This window comes from Vibrio sp. Scap24 (genome assembly GCF_013394185.1).
GTDB classification, from domain to species: Bacteria; Pseudomonadota; Gammaproteobacteria; order Enterobacterales; family Vibrionaceae; genus Vibrio; species Vibrio pomeroyi.
Genome location: NZ_CP041332.1, coordinates 1,675,020 through 1,688,684, shown reverse-complemented (window position 1 = coordinate 1,688,684; position 13,665 = coordinate 1,675,020). Strand labels below are relative to the sequence as shown.

16 protein-coding genes are annotated in these 13,665 nt (G+C 44.9%); 11 read left to right on the top strand and 5 right to left on the bottom strand.

Features of this window, described 5'->3' with window-relative positions; genetic code table 11:
• Window positions 1-36: 36 nt before the first annotated feature.
• Together FLM53_RS07380 and FLM53_RS07375 are read right to left on the bottom strand one after the other, a co-directional pair.
• On the bottom strand, window positions 37-864 hold the full coding sequence (locus tag FLM53_RS07380; RefSeq protein WP_176680593.1) for a Cof-type HAD-IIB family hydrolase: 828 nt from the start codon (window positions 862-864) through the stop codon (window positions 37-39).
• 190 nt (window positions 865-1,054) lie between these two features.
• On the bottom strand, window positions 1,055-2,035 hold the full coding sequence (locus FLM53_RS07375) for an alpha/beta fold hydrolase (RefSeq protein WP_176680592.1): 981 nt from the start codon (window positions 2,033-2,035) through the stop codon (window positions 1,055-1,057).
• Window positions 2,036-2,116: 81 nt separating this feature from the next.
• On the opposite strand from FLM53_RS07375, the gene rhtB reads away from it, so the two are divergent.
• The 7 genes from rhtB (at window position 2,117) to FLM53_RS07340 (ending at window position 8,857) form a co-directional block, all read left to right on the top strand.
• Complete coding sequence (rhtB, locus tag FLM53_RS07370) at window positions 2,117-2,734, top strand: homoserine/homoserine lactone efflux protein (protein ID WP_123312060.1); 618 nt, start codon at window positions 2,117-2,119, stop codon at window positions 2,732-2,734.
• Window positions 2,735-2,779: 45 nt separating this feature from the next.
• Window positions 2,780-4,000 carry an EAL and HDOD domain-containing protein gene (locus FLM53_RS07365; RefSeq protein WP_132764891.1) on the top strand — a complete coding sequence of 407 codons (1,221 nt, stop codon included), beginning with the start codon at window positions 2,780-2,782 and terminating at the stop codon, window positions 3,998-4,000.
• Window positions 4,001-4,099: 99 nt separating this feature from the next.
• Window positions 4,100-4,441, top strand: coding sequence for a metalloregulator ArsR/SmtB family transcription factor (locus FLM53_RS07360; RefSeq protein ID WP_176680591.1), 342 nt, complete (start codon window positions 4,100-4,102; stop codon window positions 4,439-4,441).
• Window positions 4,442-4,599: 158 nt separating this feature from the next.
• On the top strand, window positions 4,600-5,601 hold the full coding sequence (locus tag FLM53_RS07355) for an ArsJ-associated glyceraldehyde-3-phosphate dehydrogenase (RefSeq protein ID WP_060468838.1): 1,002 nt from the start codon (window positions 4,600-4,602) through the stop codon (window positions 5,599-5,601).
• 155 nt (window positions 5,602-5,756) lie between these two features.
• Entirely contained in the window at window positions 5,757-6,248 is a 492-nt protein-coding gene (locus FLM53_RS07350) for a cyclin-dependent kinase inhibitor 3 family protein (RefSeq protein WP_017633155.1), read from the top strand.
• A gap of 221 nt (window positions 6,249-6,469) precedes the next feature.
• Window positions 6,470-7,690 carry an organoarsenical effux MFS transporter ArsJ gene (gene arsJ / locus FLM53_RS07345; RefSeq protein ID WP_176680590.1) on the top strand — a complete coding sequence of 407 codons (1,221 nt, stop codon included), beginning with the start codon at window positions 6,470-6,472 and terminating at the stop codon, window positions 7,688-7,690.
• A gap of 153 nt (window positions 7,691-7,843) precedes the next feature.
• Window positions 7,844-8,857, top strand: a complete 1,014-nt coding sequence (locus FLM53_RS07340) for an acyltransferase (protein ID WP_137002210.1) — start codon at window positions 7,844-7,846, stop codon at window positions 8,855-8,857.
• A gap of 71 nt (window positions 8,858-8,928) precedes the next feature.
• Here the strand turns inward: FLM53_RS07340 and FLM53_RS07335 are convergent, their stop codons facing one another.
• Window positions 8,929-9,258 carry a DUF2500 domain-containing protein gene (locus tag FLM53_RS07335; RefSeq protein ID WP_132764908.1) on the bottom strand — a complete coding sequence of 110 codons (330 nt, stop codon included), beginning with the start codon at window positions 9,256-9,258 and terminating at the stop codon, window positions 8,929-8,931.
• A 243-nt stretch (window positions 9,259-9,501) separates the two neighbouring features.
• Between FLM53_RS07335 and FLM53_RS07330 the strand changes: the two genes are divergently transcribed.
• The 4 genes from FLM53_RS07330 to FLM53_RS07315 all read left to right on the top strand — a co-directional run bounded on the left by FLM53_RS07330 (window position 9,502) and on the right by FLM53_RS07315 (window position 12,540).
• Window positions 9,502-9,876: a DUF4145 domain-containing protein gene (locus tag FLM53_RS07330; RefSeq protein WP_176680589.1), complete on the top strand. Its 375-nt coding sequence runs from the start codon at window positions 9,502-9,504 to the stop codon at window positions 9,874-9,876.
• 925 nt (window positions 9,877-10,801) lie between these two features.
• Window positions 10,802-11,422 carry a lysoplasmalogenase gene (locus FLM53_RS07325; RefSeq protein ID WP_137002209.1) on the top strand — a complete coding sequence of 207 codons (621 nt, stop codon included), beginning with the start codon at window positions 10,802-10,804 and terminating at the stop codon, window positions 11,420-11,422.
• A 90-nt stretch (window positions 11,423-11,512) separates the two neighbouring features.
• Window positions 11,513-11,749 carry a YecH family metal-binding protein gene (locus FLM53_RS07320; protein ID WP_176680588.1) on the top strand — a complete coding sequence of 79 codons (237 nt, stop codon included), beginning with the start codon at window positions 11,513-11,515 and terminating at the stop codon, window positions 11,747-11,749.
• 206 nt (window positions 11,750-11,955) lie between these two features.
• Window positions 11,956-12,540: a YhgN family NAAT transporter gene (locus FLM53_RS07315; RefSeq protein WP_017061035.1), complete on the top strand. Its 585-nt coding sequence runs from the start codon at window positions 11,956-11,958 to the stop codon at window positions 12,538-12,540.
• A gap of 80 nt (window positions 12,541-12,620) precedes the next feature.
• Here the strand turns inward: FLM53_RS07315 and FLM53_RS07310 are convergent, their stop codons facing one another.
• Both FLM53_RS07310 and rsmD read right to left on the bottom strand, forming a co-directional pair.
• Entirely contained in the window at window positions 12,621-12,887 is a 267-nt protein-coding gene (locus tag FLM53_RS07310; protein ID WP_176680587.1) for a DUF1145 domain-containing protein, read from the bottom strand.
• A 10-nt stretch (window positions 12,888-12,897) separates the two neighbouring features.
• Complete coding sequence (rsmD, locus tag FLM53_RS07305; protein ID WP_176680586.1) at window positions 12,898-13,500, bottom strand: 16S rRNA (guanine(966)-N(2))-methyltransferase RsmD; 603 nt, start codon at window positions 13,498-13,500, stop codon at window positions 12,898-12,900.
• Window positions 13,501-13,665: the final 165 nt, after the last annotated feature.

The window sequence follows — 13,665 nt, the reverse complement described above, 5'->3', positions numbered from 1 at the left end:
CAGCCATTGGCTGCCTTTATGTTTTATTGGGACTGCTTAGAGTAGGTGTTTTTCTAAGTAGTGTGCAACGGCGTCGTCTGCGTTGCTGCCAATCACTTCATTATCTGGCAGAGCTTTCATCACTTTCTCATGTGATGTGCCCATGATCAGGCCCTTACCCGCCATAGCCAGCATCTCAGCATCATTCATACCATCACCAAAGGCAATGCAGTTATCAAGAGTCAGGTTCAGTGACTTCGCAACAGCATCTAACGCGTGGCCTTTCGATACTTCTGCTGCCATCACTTCTAGACACCAAGGCGTAGAGAAAGCGATGTTCAGTTTGTCGCCAAACGTATCTCTTAGCTTTTGTTCAAACGTCACTAGGTATTCATGGTCTTGTTCTGGGTGTGTGAAGAAGACTTTCGCAATGCCATCACTCGGCGCGTTGTCAGCTTCAAAGCGCTTGTAGCTAAAGCCAGATTCACTGTGGAACTTAGCCAGCATTTCATCTTCACGATCCAACAACCAATCTTCATTTTGGTACATGTGAATGAAGATGTTTGGATCTTGGCGAACCACATCAATAACAGGCTGAACTAAATCCTGAGGCACGTTCTGGCTATACATTAGCTGATCACTTTGGTCGTGCACGCGCGCACCGTTTGAAGTGATCATGTATGCCGGAATCCCAGCTATCTCACGAATACCCGCAACATCGACATGGTGGCGACCCGTCGCGAAGATAAAGGTGTAACCTTGGTCGTGTAACTTCTTGAGTGTCAGCTTGGTAAAATCGCTTAACTGATGGTTGGGAGCCAGAAGCGTACCATCTAAATCAGAGGCAACGATTTTCACGGAATCTTTAAGTGCAGGAATAGTCATTTAACCCTCATTGCAAAATGCTTAACCAATATCGACACCAGCCAATGCTAGCGCCCTTTGAAATACAATATCTCTATCTAGAAATTGTATGCCAAATTCACGCAAGAAAAGAGGGCAAAGCTCACTTACTTCTCTTCCTCTTTAGCGCCTCTTTCTTGTGTCCGTTACTTTTCTTGTTACCACGCTAACGCTAAGCAAAAAACTGAGTAATAGCATCCAATGTTGGATTACGATACTCATCCTTCTCAAACAACACCTCATGCCTAGACCCTTCGATGACCTTAAACTGGCAATCCGAGTTGGTTTTCTTCAGCTTGTTGATGAACTTCACTTGAGCATCGTTACTCACAATCTTCTCTTCCCCCGCTTGAATCAAAAGCAGTGGGATTTTGATTTGGCGAGTTTGCTGGATGGCTTGCTTGGCTGCCATTAACCCTTGCCACACCCAGCGCGTACTTGGTCCGCCCACTTGCAAAGAGGGTGACTCGTCATACAAACGGCGGAACCACTGATAGCGAACCTTGCTGTGGCTCAGTAAGTTGTTTTCGAAAGGCTTTGAGTAATACGCTTGTTGGCCTGGCGCATAAGTTGGTTTAGCGTGATACGCGGTCAGCACTTGTCCAATAACCATCGCGATAGGTTTTAGGTACCATTCAGTGTTAATGCCAAACATCGGTGCACACAGGGTTACCTTATCAAACGGGTGGTCAGGATGAGTCTGTAGGTAGCGAGTCGCGATGGTACTGCCCATTGAATGTGCAAGAAGGTAACGCTCGGAATACTTACTTAAGTCAAAACTAGCAATGATGTCAGACATGTCTGATGCATAATCATCGAACTCGTGAATGTGACCAATGTCAGAGTCTGTTACCATACGTTCCGACTGACCTTGACCTTGGTGGTCAAATGAATAAACGTCATAGCCTTGTTGATAGAAATCATAAAAGAGTTCTTGGTATTTTAGGCAGCACTCGATGCGGCCATTTGAAATAACTATGGCTTTGGTATGAGTCGGTGAGGTTAGGCTACACCAGTACAGCTTCTTTTTACCGGATGATGTTACATACCCATCTTTTCGTTGTTGCCAAAGAGTGGGGATCGGGTGTTTAATCGCTTGCTCGAACTGAGGTTCTTGCGTGTACGAAAACGGGGCGGCGCTGTGGTTTTCCATGGGAAATTACCTGAACTGGTGCATGTGAGAGCTTTATCGCTACTAATGTTGTTAGATTAAAGAACTAGTAAGGAAATGCAAATGGATACTCATGTTTGGCTTGCTTATGTCGTCACGGCGATTTTGTTTAGTTTGGCTCCGGGCTCAGGTACCGTTAATTCAATCAGTAATGGCCTAAGCTATGGCACTAAGAAGTCACTTGCGTCGATCGCAGGCTTACAACTAGGCCTTGCATTTCACATCATGCTGGTGGGAGCGGGCATTGGTGCATTAGTAGCGCAATCTGCATTGGCGTTCACCATCATCAAATGGGTGGGCGTGGTATATCTACTTTGGTTGGGTATCCAAAAGTGGCGTGACAACTCTAGCTTAGTGGCTTCTGAAGAGAGCTCAACGTTATCGAGTGGCAAACTGCTGAGAAATGCTGTGCTTATCAACCTAACTAATCCAAAATCTATCGTGTTTTTGGTGGCTCTGTTTCCTCAGTTTATCGACCCGACACAACCGCAAGCACCGCAACTGTTAGTGCTGGGCGTGACAACCGTATTCATTGATAGCGTTGTTATGTTGGGTTACACGTCATTAGCTTCACAAATGGGACGCTTTATCCGCTCAGATCGTATAATGGGTAAGATAAATAAGATATTTGGTGGTATGTTCATGGGCTGCGGCGCGTTGCTGGCTGCCGCCAAAGCTTAGTGAAAGCAATAGAGTTATAGTTAAACCAATTAGAGTTATCAATAAATGACCGCTACGTACGTTGCTCGACAACCGATCTTAAATCGTAACAAGAACACGCTTGGTTATGAGCTGTTGTTTCGTGACGGAGAAAGGAATGCTTATCCAGCGCATATTGAGTCTAACAGAGCAACGTATCGTCTGATTGTTGAGAACTTCTTGTCGGTCGGGCTTAACCCTTCGATCCCATCTTCACGCTGCTTTATTAACTTCCCGTATCAAAGCCTGATTCGTCGGCTGCCTTTGAGCTTGCCGAAAGACAAGGTGGTGGTTGAGATCCTTGAAACCTGCCAACCGACCGATGAGTTATTAGAAGCCGTTAAAGAGCTCTACCAAGCGGGCTACATGATTGCCCTAGATGACTTTACTTCGACACCAGAATGGGAACGTTTCCTCAGATATACACACATTGTTAAGCTCGATATCATGCAGATGGGCTTAGATGAGGCGTGTGATTTGGTTAGGGCGCATCAGGGAAAGAAATTTAGCTTTCTTGCTGAACGAGTCGAAACTGAACAAGAATTTCAGCAAGCCAAAGAGGCGGGCTTTAAGTTCTTCCAAGGCTACTTCTTTAGTAAACCGGAAATCATCAAGACCAAGTACATCAGCCCTGAGCAAGTGATTGCCATGGAGCTGTTCCAAGAAGTGTGCAAGCCGGATGTCGACTTCCAACGTGTCGAAAGCATCGTCGCGAAGGATGTTGCTCTGTCCTACAAGCTACTGCGCTTTGTAAACACCATGTCGCCTCGTCTTGAGGTAACTATCTCGTCATTTCGTCAAGCCTTGGTTTATCTGGGGCAAGAGAAGCTGAAAATGTTTGTCTCTTTGGCGGTGGCCTCTTATGTCTCTGATAAAAAGCCGAAAGAGTTGTATGGCTTGTCTTTACAGCGAGCGCAATTTTGTCAGCGCATGTCTCGTTATCAAGCGTTTGAAGGGCACACTGAGCAAGCCTTTATGATCGGTTTGTTCTCCTTGCTTGATGCTTTGCTCGACCTGTCACTAGAGAACCTCGTAGAGCAATTACCACTGTGTAAGAGCATTAAGGTCGCTTTGCTGCGCAGAGAAGGGCCTTATGGCACCTTGTTAGCACTTGAAGAGAGCTTTGAACACGCTGACTGGCAGCAGATTGATGAACACTGTGCCGACTTAGGTTTAAGTGTGGAACAGGTAAGAACGGAGCTCACCGAAGCTCGACGTTGGAGCCATACCGTGACTAATCAGCTCTGATTTCCTTTCGTTAAACTTTTATGACAATTGAAACGCACGCCTTGACGTGCGTTTTTTTATAACTAATATATACGTATATCCATATATGAGTATGTAGTTATGCTTCCTCACCAATTTTTTAAATTACTGTCTGATGAAACGCGAGTGCGTTGCTTAATGTTGATTGTGCGCCAAGAGTGCCTTTCTGTTGGTGAGTTGACTCAGGCATTACAAGAAAGTCAGCCAAAGGTTTCTCGTCACCTTGCGCAGTTACGCTCAAACGGCATTTTGACTGACGTTCGCCAAGGACAGTGGGTGTTTTACCGCCTGTCACAAGATTTACCGGGTTGGATGCTAAAGTTAATTGATGACCTTATCGCATCGAACTGTTTGAAAACTGAATATCAACACGACATTGAGCGCCTAGAAGCGATAGCTTCACGCCCTCAATGTTGCGTTTAAATACATTAAAACTTATTGCCGAAATAGTTGGAGTTGCAGCTAGGCGACAAGTGAGCTTATCCCTATGAGCATAGTGGTTCTATGTGATTAGGGTAAGTGAACGTAGTCAACAACGCTGCGGCTTCAAATATGAAGGCAATTAACTGAGAGAAAATACGATGACAGTGAAAGTAGGTATCAATGGTTTTGGCCGTATCGGCCGTCTAGCACTTCGCGCAGCATTCGATTGGGCTGAGCTAGAGTTTGTACAAATTAATGATGTTGCTGGCGACACTGCGACGCTGGCGCACCTTTTAGAGTTCGATTCAGTACAAGGTCGTTGGAACCACGAAGTTTCGGTTGAAGGCGATGAGATGATCATCAACGGCCAACGCATCAAAACCACCAAAGAGCGCGACATTGACGCGATCGATTGGTCTGGTTGTGATGTGGTTATCGAAGCGACAGGTGTTCACCGTAAGACATCTTTCCTAAACAAATACCTAGAGCAGGGCGTGAAGCGTGTTGTGGTATCAGCGCCAGTGAAAGAAGAAGGCATCGCAAACATCGTTGTTGGTGTGAACGACAACATCTTCGACCCAGCAGTGCACAAAATCGTAACCGCCGCGTCTTGTACAACAAACTGTATCGCGCCAGTGGTTAAAGTGATCAACGAGAAGCTTGGTATCGAGAATGCGTCTTTCACTACAATTCACGACCTAACCAACACGCAAACTATCCTAGATGCGCCCCACAAAGACTTACGCCGCGCACGTGCATGTGGCATGAGCCTTATCCCTACAACAACGGGCAGTGCTAAAGCGATTGTTGAGATCTTCCCTGAGCTTGAAAACCGTATCAACGGCCACGCGGTTCGTGTACCACTAGCGAATGCTTCTCTGACTGACATCATCTTCGAAGTGAAGCAAGATACAACAGCAGAAGAAGTTAACGCGATGCTGAAAGAAGCGTCTGAGAACGAACTGAAAGGCATTCTTGGCTTTGAAGAGCGTCCACTGGTTTCTATCGATTACAAAGGCGACCAACGCTCAACTATCGTAGATGCACTATCAACTATGTTGGTAGGTAAGCGCATGGTTAAGATCTACGCTTGGTACGATAACGAGATGGGCTACGCGACACGTACAGCAGAGCTAGTACGTACCGTTGGTTTGGCATAATACTCTTCATACTTGAAGCTGCAGCGTTGTTAACTACGTAAGTTCACCCTAATCACATAGAGCCCCTATGCTCATAGGGCTGAACTTACTTGTTGCCTAGCTGCAACTCCAATTATTTTGAGTATTGGTTCTATAAGAATTTAAGAGATTACATAATGACACATCCAACATGGCAACTAGATTTAGAAACTGGTGCGTTAGTGCTTACTCCGTGCCCAGGTACCAAAGAAGCTGACCTAGACGCATCTCTAGCTCAACTTAAAGCGCAAGGCGTAGAAGCGATTGTGACGGCTTTAGACAGTGAAGAACTGGCGAGCAAGAATGTTTCTGAGCTAGGTGAGAAAGCGCAAGCACTAGGCATGCAGTGGTTCCAAATCGAAATTGAAGACGATTGTGCACCAGGTGCTGATTTTGCTGCGAAATGGCAAGCAGCGAGCCCTGCGCTACACCAAGTTGTCGATAACGGCGGTAAGGTAGCGATGCACTGCATGGGCGGTTCTGGTCGTACTGGCTTACTGGCTGCACACCTACTGCTAGAGAAGAGTTGGGATCTGAGCAAGATTGTTCAAGAAGTTCAGGCGCTTCGTCCAGGTGCTTTTACTAAACCTATTCAGGTTGAGTATATCAACGGCGTAGCTTCTGCGTAGCTCTTCATACTTGAACCTGCAGCGTTGTTAACTGCGCAAGTTCACCGGAGCGCCGGCCGCCCTAATCACATAGAACACCTATGCTCATAGGGCTGAACTTGCTTGTTGCCTAGCTGCAACTCCAATTATTTTGAGTATAAGTTAAGTGGAAAGTAAGAATTAGAGCTTTTGGACACCTATGATCTAAAAGCTCTTTTTGTTTAGATTGCAGAGATAGCGTTATGTTTTCAAATCTAAGTAAGAGCGTTCGCCAATACATGTTGGTGACTTTCAACTACTGGAATTTCACCATTACTGATGGTGCACTTCGTATGCTGGTGGTCCTGTATTTTTACGACCTTGGCTACAGTTCGTTAGAGATCGCCTCACTGTTCCTTTTCTATGAATTCTTTGGTGTGGTGACTAACCTAATCGGTGGTTGGTTGGGCGCGCGTCTTGGTCTCAATAAGACCATGAACATCGGCTTAGGGATGCAAGTCTTCGCCTTAGGCATGCTGGCACTGCCATCGGCCATGTTGACTATCCCTTGGGTGATGGCTGCGCAGGCACTGTCTGGTATCGCTAAAGACCTCAATAAGATGAGTGCTAAGAGCTCAATCAAAACCTTGGTACCGGATGAACAACAAGGTGCCTTGTATAAGTGGATTGCGATTCTGACCGGATCTAAGAATGCGCTTAAAGGTGCTGGCTTCTTTATTGGCGGCTTGTTGCTTTCGACGATTGGCTTCCAATATGCAGTGCTTGCGATGGCAGCCGTGTTGACCTTGGTCTTTATTGGCAGTGTGCTGAGCTTAGAAGCGGACATGGGTAAGGCGAAGACCAAGTCTAAGTTCAAACAGATCTTCTCTAAATCTGAATCCATCAACATCCTGTCTGCGGCGCGTATGTTCCTGTTTGGTGCTCGTGACGTGTGGTTTGTGATTGCTCTGCCAATCTATCTGGGCAGCGTATTTGGTTGGGACCATTCATGGGTTGGTGGCTTCCTAGCGGCTTGGACCATCGCTTACGGCTTCGTACAGGGCATTGCACCTAAGATTACGGGTAAGGCACAAGGCAAGGTTCCAGACGGTCATGCAGCGTTATTATGGGCGGGTGCTCTGGCTATCGTTACAGGTGCTATCGCTTATGCGGTGCAAATAGGTTGGCAACCAGAGTTAGTGATCATTGGTGGCTTGATGGTGTTTGGTGCCATCTTCGCGGTGAACTCATCCCTTCACTCGTACCTGATTGTGAGTTACGCGAAAGGCGATGGTGTGTCGCTTGATGTTGGCTTCTATTACATGGCGAATGCAATGGGTCGCTTGATTGGCACAATCTTGTCAGGCTTAGTATTCCAAATGGGCGGCTTGCCTGCATGTTTGTGGGTATCGTTCGCATTCTTAGCAATCACAACGGTGATCTCTCTGCGTTTACCTAAGGTGCCGCAAACATCTGCCGCATAGGTCTCATTCGTAAGGGCGAAAGTTGCAACTGCTCATTCGTATAAGATTAATTCGCGATATGCTTCTCCTTTAACAATAAGCTGACTTGGTATTTATTCCGGTCAGCTTTTTTATTGCTATAGTAGAATGATTGAATATTAATCAGGCATTTACATGAAGCAGCGAATTCTCTTTTTTGATTTAGCACGATGTGTCGCGGCCGTAGCGGTTATCGCGATTCATGTTTTGGCGCCTTATCGCAATGAGCTAGGAACGATTCCTTTCGGCGAATGGTTAACAGCAATCACCGTCAATGGCTTCAGCCGCTGGGCGGTGCCTGTCTTTATACTGATAACCGGCGCCTTGATGCTAAGCGATCAGCGCCCATTTGATGCTAAATACTACCTCAAGCGACGCTTAGGCAAGGTATTGATACCTTTCATCGTCTGGTCGCTTTTCTATACCTATCTATCTGGCTGGTCTGCGATGGGCTTTGATGCCGACGTCAGCTGGGATGTGTTACTCAATAGTTATCATCACTACACCTACTACCACCTTGGTTTCTTCTATTACTTTATCCCGCTCTACTTTGTGATTCCTTTTTTACAGATCATGGTCAGAAAGTATGGCGACAAAGCAGTCTATGGCTTCACAGCGGTGTGGTTGTTCACGACGTTACTGTTCTTACTGAGAATTGATGGCCCGTGGAGTCATGAGTTATGGCTTTACACAGGCTACTTGCCACTGGGCTACCTGTTGTACAAGAAGGTGCCGCTTAACAAGTTCACCGTTGGGGTGAGTGCAGGGCTCGGTGCGCTGGCGTTGTTAACCACAGTTTACATGGTGGTTGATGCGAGTTTAATCGCCGAGGAGTACACGGTTGGCCGTTGGTTATCATACAAGACGCTGAATACCGTATTAGCAGCTAGCATGGTGTTTATGCTGTGTCGTTACTACGGAGAAGGATTATCTGAGAAAGGTAACCAAGTGGTAGGCTTTATCAGTAAGCACAGCTTAGGTATCTACCTGCTGCATCCTATCTTCTTGTGGCCAATGAAAGAGTTTGGTTGGTACCAAGGACATCCTGCGTGGGTTATCCCATTGTGGATTGTGATCAGTGGTGCTGGCGCGCTGTGGATGAGCTGGATGGTCTCTAAATCTGAGAAAACGCGCTGGTTATTGCCTTAGTCGTTAATACTAAAGCCATTAGTTATTATCGCTGATGGTCGCTTTTGATGAATCGTTGAAGCGGCTTATGATTAGCGCTTCAACGCAAAGTGTAAGAACTTATCGCCTTGGTAGGTCAAGGTTCCTTTATCGCCAGGATTAAGTGCGTGGAAATAGTGGATTCCGACTTGGAATTCTCGTTTCGGACCAACCATACCGCGTTGAACGTAAATCCAGTATTCTTGATCTTCTTGACCGGGTTCTGCGTCAGGAAGGTCGATGGACTGTTTATCTAATACCGTCACGTTCACTTTCTTTTCTGGTGCGTTCTCGCCTTGCATATGTTTTCGATAAAAAACAAGAAAACCCCAGGCCGCTAGACCTGCGAGTGCAAAGATGGCAAAAAAGAGTGAGTTAGGCATATAACCTCCATGTAGTCGTGATGGTTATTCTAGTCTTTCGGGCAATAGGGATATGTGTTTAAAGCCGCTATTCGTGAACTGCTGTAAGCAAAGCTGATTATTTTTCGGCTGATATCACATTTAATGGCCAGTTTGGGATAAAGCATTGTTATTTATTGTCTCTTTCTCACGTAAATAGCGATGATTTTGTATAAGAATAAGGAAATGCTCGACTAGAATTATAGTGTGGAGTGGGAGGCCAAGATGACCGACATTGAAAAAGTGGTGACAAGAACTCGCAATATAGAAAAATTATTGAGACTTCAATATCACGCTGAAGGCGAAGGATTGCACGAGCTTGTGACAAGCTGTGAAGAAAGGCTACCGCACGATATGGTAAGTAAGCTGCGTTATATCGCAACGTGTCGTAACAAGGTAGTGAATGAGCATGACGCTCAGTTGGAAGACCAGCATAAATTCATCATGATGTGTAACGATTGTGAGAAGGAGCTGACTCCACGAAGCGGTCGTTTTATCTGGCGTGTTGCGATCTTATTGATGATGACAATGACTTTAGCCGCAGCGGGTTTCTACTATGCGAACTGGGATGTGTTAACACTGCATCTGTTTTCGAAGTGAAAAATTTGAACAAAAAAAGGGACGCTCATGGCGTCCCTTTTTTTATTTGTAACTTGCTTAGTACATCATCGGTAGTGTCATTAGACCTACAACTACCGCGATCATTACAAGTCCTTGTCTTTGCGAAGATGAAATCATAACACTACTCCTAAATTTGGTTGTCTCTCGCTATGTTTTAAAGAATAGCCCACTTATAGGATTAGATCAAGAATTACTTTCGAAAGCCTTAAAAGTGGTAGAAAACTATTGGATATTGGCTTGTTTGGGGGTGTTTAACTGTGTTTTTTGGTGTGTTCTTATTTTGTTCGTTGTGATTCATGTTTGTTCTTATTTGATTTAAGTTGCTGTTTTATAATGGTTGTTATGTGTAGTTTATATTGTTAAAGGTTGTTAAACTGTATTAATGGGGGCTGGTGGCTTCTGGGTTAGATTTGGTTTTGTTTGTGCATTTTTGTCTTGTTTTTGGTGGCTGATTTGACAAGGAGCTAGGAAAATTCTGACAAACAGGAGCTGAAATAACGCAAGTTACTTACTTTACAAAGCTAGGTATGTTTGAGGTTTTTAATTCCTTTTTAATTTTCATTTTTAATGTTTAAATTATTGTATTTATTGATTTTTAATGTGAGGATTTCAAATTTTAAAATGTTATTTTTGGCTGTTTTTGACGGGTTTTAGCGATTTGGCTAGGTTAGAAATAACCAAAATGAAAAGCTGGGCACTGTAAGGTGCTTTTCGATGGGTTTAACGAAGAATCGCTCTAGTTTTAAACGAATCATCGTTATCTCCGCGTAATTGTCATGGCTTCAACCGAAAGAGGCTCTTTTTAGTGGAAGCGTAATCAAGATCCAATTTTGAAAGGCTTAGGCTTTACATCAACACTCGTGTGCCTAGACTGGCGACGATTTAAAGCAATAGGGCAAGTGGTATGTGGAGTTGGTTAGCGGTTTCCTTATCTGGTATCGGAGCAATAGCAGGAACGAAACATGGACATATCGGTCAGGCCTTATCGTATAAGGTATTTACCTTTGTATTATTAGCGACTATTGCTTTAACTCAGTCGGTTGTGGCTGACTTTACCTATTGGATAGTCGCGGGGTTGGCTATCTCTGCGATCGCAGATGTGCTTCATACTCTCACTCAAAAACGTCCTCTGCATTTTGTCTGCTTCTTAGTGGCTCAACTCTGTTACAGCAAAGCTTTTTGGTTACAACTATCGGGAGAAATGGTTTGGTGGTTGTTCGCGCTGTTATTAGCGGCCTGCATTGTTGCTTTCTTTTTACTGCTGCCACGCTTAGACAAACTCGTCTTTCCTGTGGTCATCATGGGCATTGTGCTTATTCAGCTAGCATGGGCTTCTGGTGAGGTTTGGCTGCTGGATCCTCAGTTATCACACGCGGTCGGTTTTGCCGGTTGTAGCGTGCTGCTCCTTTCGGCCTTAGCCTATGCACTAAACAGTTACCGCAGCCCAATCAAGGGCGCTTACTTTTGGGTAACGGGTAGTTACTTTCTTGCACACGCACTCATCGTCGCATCGATTACTATTTAGGGTAGAGCTCTCTCAAGCCTGAGCTACATCAAAACGACGTTGCTAAAACTCGGTACTCTACATGTAATTCATTAAATATGAGATTGAGTTATGACGACTGAAATTCACGCACACAACGTTTTAAACCTGCTTAGTGAAAAGCCACTGACTCGCGAAGAGCTGACATTAGCGCTTGCTCAAACCTATGGCGAAGAAGCTCGCTTCCATACTTGTAAGCTCAATGATCTGGATTTAGATAGCCTGTTGAAGTTTTTCTTGAAGATGGAAAAGGTTGTCTTTGTCGATGACAAGCTTTGCACTAACCGCGAACGTGTGTGTAATCACTAATTCTTAGTGGCTTGTTTTATTCGTGAATAGAGAGTGGGTGCATGTTTTGGATTCACTCTTTTCATTACCTTTCAATCTGCTTTTGCCAATTTTCCTTCTAACAACTTTCCACTCTACAAGCATAAGTTAACCCGTTTACCACTGCGTTCGAAAATCAATGTTGAGGCTGCTATACTCCGCGCACTTACGCTTTTCGAGACAAACTTATGGAAATCTTATCTGCAGCAACCATGCTGTTTCTTATCATGGACCCGCTTGGCAACCTGCCAATCGTGCTCTCTATCCTTAAGCATATTGACCCGAAGCGTCGCCGTATTGTTCTGATTCGTGAGCTGATGTTCGCACTGGTTATCTTGTTGCTGTTCTTGTTTGCCGGTCAAAGCATCATGAACTTCCTGCACGTACAGCCTGAAACCTTGAGTATCTCTGGTGGTATTATTCTATTTATTATCGCGATTAAGATGATTTTCCCAAGCGCAGGCAGCATTACTGGCCTAGCGGCTGGTGAAGAGCCGTTTATTGTGCCGATGGCGATCCCTATGATTGCAGGTCCGTCAGTGATTGCTGCACTGATTCTGCTGTCGACACAGCATCCAGACAACATGTTAGAGCTTTCAGCGGCTGTGATGCTGGCATGGGGCGCTACCTTCTTTATCCTGATGTTTAATGGCTTCTTCCTACGAGTACTAGGTGAGAGAGGGCTTAAAGCCATTGAGCGCTTGATGGGCTTGTTACTTGTTATGCTATCGACTCAAATGTTCTTGGATGGTGTGAAGGGCTACATGGGCTAGTGTTGCTATCATTACTCAATAAAAAAACGCCGTTCTACTGAGCGGCGTTTTTGTATTTGTGTCTTCGGTTTTTATTTCGATTACATCATGTGCTTACGACGGATATCGAGTAGGGCAAAGACGCCGAAAATCAAGATTGACCATTTCTCCCAACGTGACATCTCGATCTTATCGCCGAAGGCACCGATAAAGATCAGCATCTGCAGGCCGTGCATGAAGAACAAGAATGCGGTCATGATATAAAGCGCAATCGCCGCATTACCCGGGAACGGGTAGAAAATATTGGCGATTAAGATAAACCAAACAAAGGCGATGGCTGTTTTTGCTAGTGGAAGCAAGAACTTCATTCAATAACTCCTATTCTTCAGTGATTCGATTAAACAGTCGGTAGCTCGACTGGCCGGTGGTCTTATCGCGATGTAATTCCCAGTTTTCTGGCATCGCTTCGAGTTTCAGCTCTTTCTCTGTCTCAACGTAAATGATGGCGTCATCTGCAAGCCAGCCATTACTCTCAAGCAGTTGTACTGTCTCTGCTAACAAGCCTTTACGAAATGGTGGATCAAGGAAAACCATATCGTAAGGGGTACCTGGCTTCTTAAGGAAAGATATGGCATCAGTATTCACCACATTGATGTTGTCCGCTTTGAGCTCTTTAGCATTATCAGAAAGCTGCTTGGCGGCCTTTTGATTCATTTCGAGCAGCGTCACCATTTTTGCTTGGCGAGAAGCTGCTTCAAAACCTAAACCACCAGAACCTGCGAATACGTCTAAGCAGGTCGAATTTGGGATATCTTGTGCCACCCAGTTAAAGAGGGTCTCTTTTACTCGGTCAATGGTTGGGCGTAAGCCTTCTAAATCATGAACAGGTAGCTTTCTGCCTCTCCATGAGCCACTAATAATTCGAACAAAGCCACCGGATGGCTTTTTTTGTGATGTGTTTTGCTGGCGACGTCTTACCATAGATTTTTTGACCGCTAATAAAGTGATACTATACCGAGCCCAATTTAAGTTGGTTCGAGTATTAAATAAATTTGCAATGACAAAGTGTATCAAGCTAAAAGCAAACTTATCACTGCTTTGTCATTTTTCTTTACTATTCGTTTGTACAAGCTTGTATTGTATAAC

What these genes read in the sequence shown, in the direction of transcription:
- FLM53_RS07320 (WP_176680588.1), top strand. Translation starts at nt 11,513, where the DNA reads ATGACGACTGAAATTCACGCACACAACGTTTTAAACCTGCTTAGTGAA.
- FLM53_RS07360 (WP_176680591.1), top strand. Translation starts at nt 4,100, where the DNA reads ATGCTTCCTCACCAATTTTTTAAATTACTGTCTGATGAAACGCGAGTG.
- FLM53_RS07365 (WP_132764891.1), top strand. Translation starts at nt 2,780, where the DNA reads ATGACCGCTACGTACGTTGCTCGACAACCGATCTTAAATCGTAACAAG.
- FLM53_RS07325 (WP_137002209.1), top strand. Translation starts at nt 10,802, where the DNA reads ATGTGGAGTTGGTTAGCGGTTTCCTTATCTGGTATCGGAGCAATAGCA.
- FLM53_RS07375 (WP_176680592.1), bottom strand. Translation starts at nt 2,035, where the DNA reads ATGGAAAACCACAGCGCCGCCCCGTTTTCGTACACGCAAGAACCTCAG.
- FLM53_RS07380 (WP_176680593.1), bottom strand. Translation starts at nt 864, where the DNA reads ATGACTATTCCTGCACTTAAAGATTCCGTGAAAATCGTTGCCTCTGAT.
- FLM53_RS07355 (WP_060468838.1), top strand. Translation starts at nt 4,600, where the DNA reads ATGACAGTGAAAGTAGGTATCAATGGTTTTGGCCGTATCGGCCGTCTA.
- FLM53_RS07315 (WP_017061035.1), top strand. Translation starts at nt 11,956, where the DNA reads ATGGAAATCTTATCTGCAGCAACCATGCTGTTTCTTATCATGGACCCG.
- rsmD (WP_176680586.1), bottom strand. Translation starts at nt 13,500, where the DNA reads ATGGTAAGACGTCGCCAGCAAAACACATCACAAAAAAAGCCATCCGGT.
- FLM53_RS07340 (WP_137002210.1), top strand. Translation starts at nt 7,844, where the DNA reads ATGAAGCAGCGAATTCTCTTTTTTGATTTAGCACGATGTGTCGCGGCC.
- arsJ (WP_176680590.1), top strand. Translation starts at nt 6,470, where the DNA reads ATGTTTTCAAATCTAAGTAAGAGCGTTCGCCAATACATGTTGGTGACT.
- FLM53_RS07350 (WP_017633155.1), top strand. Translation starts at nt 5,757, where the DNA reads ATGACACATCCAACATGGCAACTAGATTTAGAAACTGGTGCGTTAGTG.
- FLM53_RS07310 (WP_176680587.1), bottom strand. Translation starts at nt 12,887, where the DNA reads ATGAAGTTCTTGCTTCCACTAGCAAAAACAGCCATCGCCTTTGTTTGG.
- FLM53_RS07330 (WP_176680589.1), top strand. Translation starts at nt 9,502, where the DNA reads ATGACCGACATTGAAAAAGTGGTGACAAGAACTCGCAATATAGAAAAA.
- rhtB (WP_123312060.1), top strand. Translation starts at nt 2,117, where the DNA reads ATGGATACTCATGTTTGGCTTGCTTATGTCGTCACGGCGATTTTGTTT.
- FLM53_RS07335 (WP_132764908.1), bottom strand. Translation starts at nt 9,258, where the DNA reads ATGCCTAACTCACTCTTTTTTGCCATCTTTGCACTCGCAGGTCTAGCG.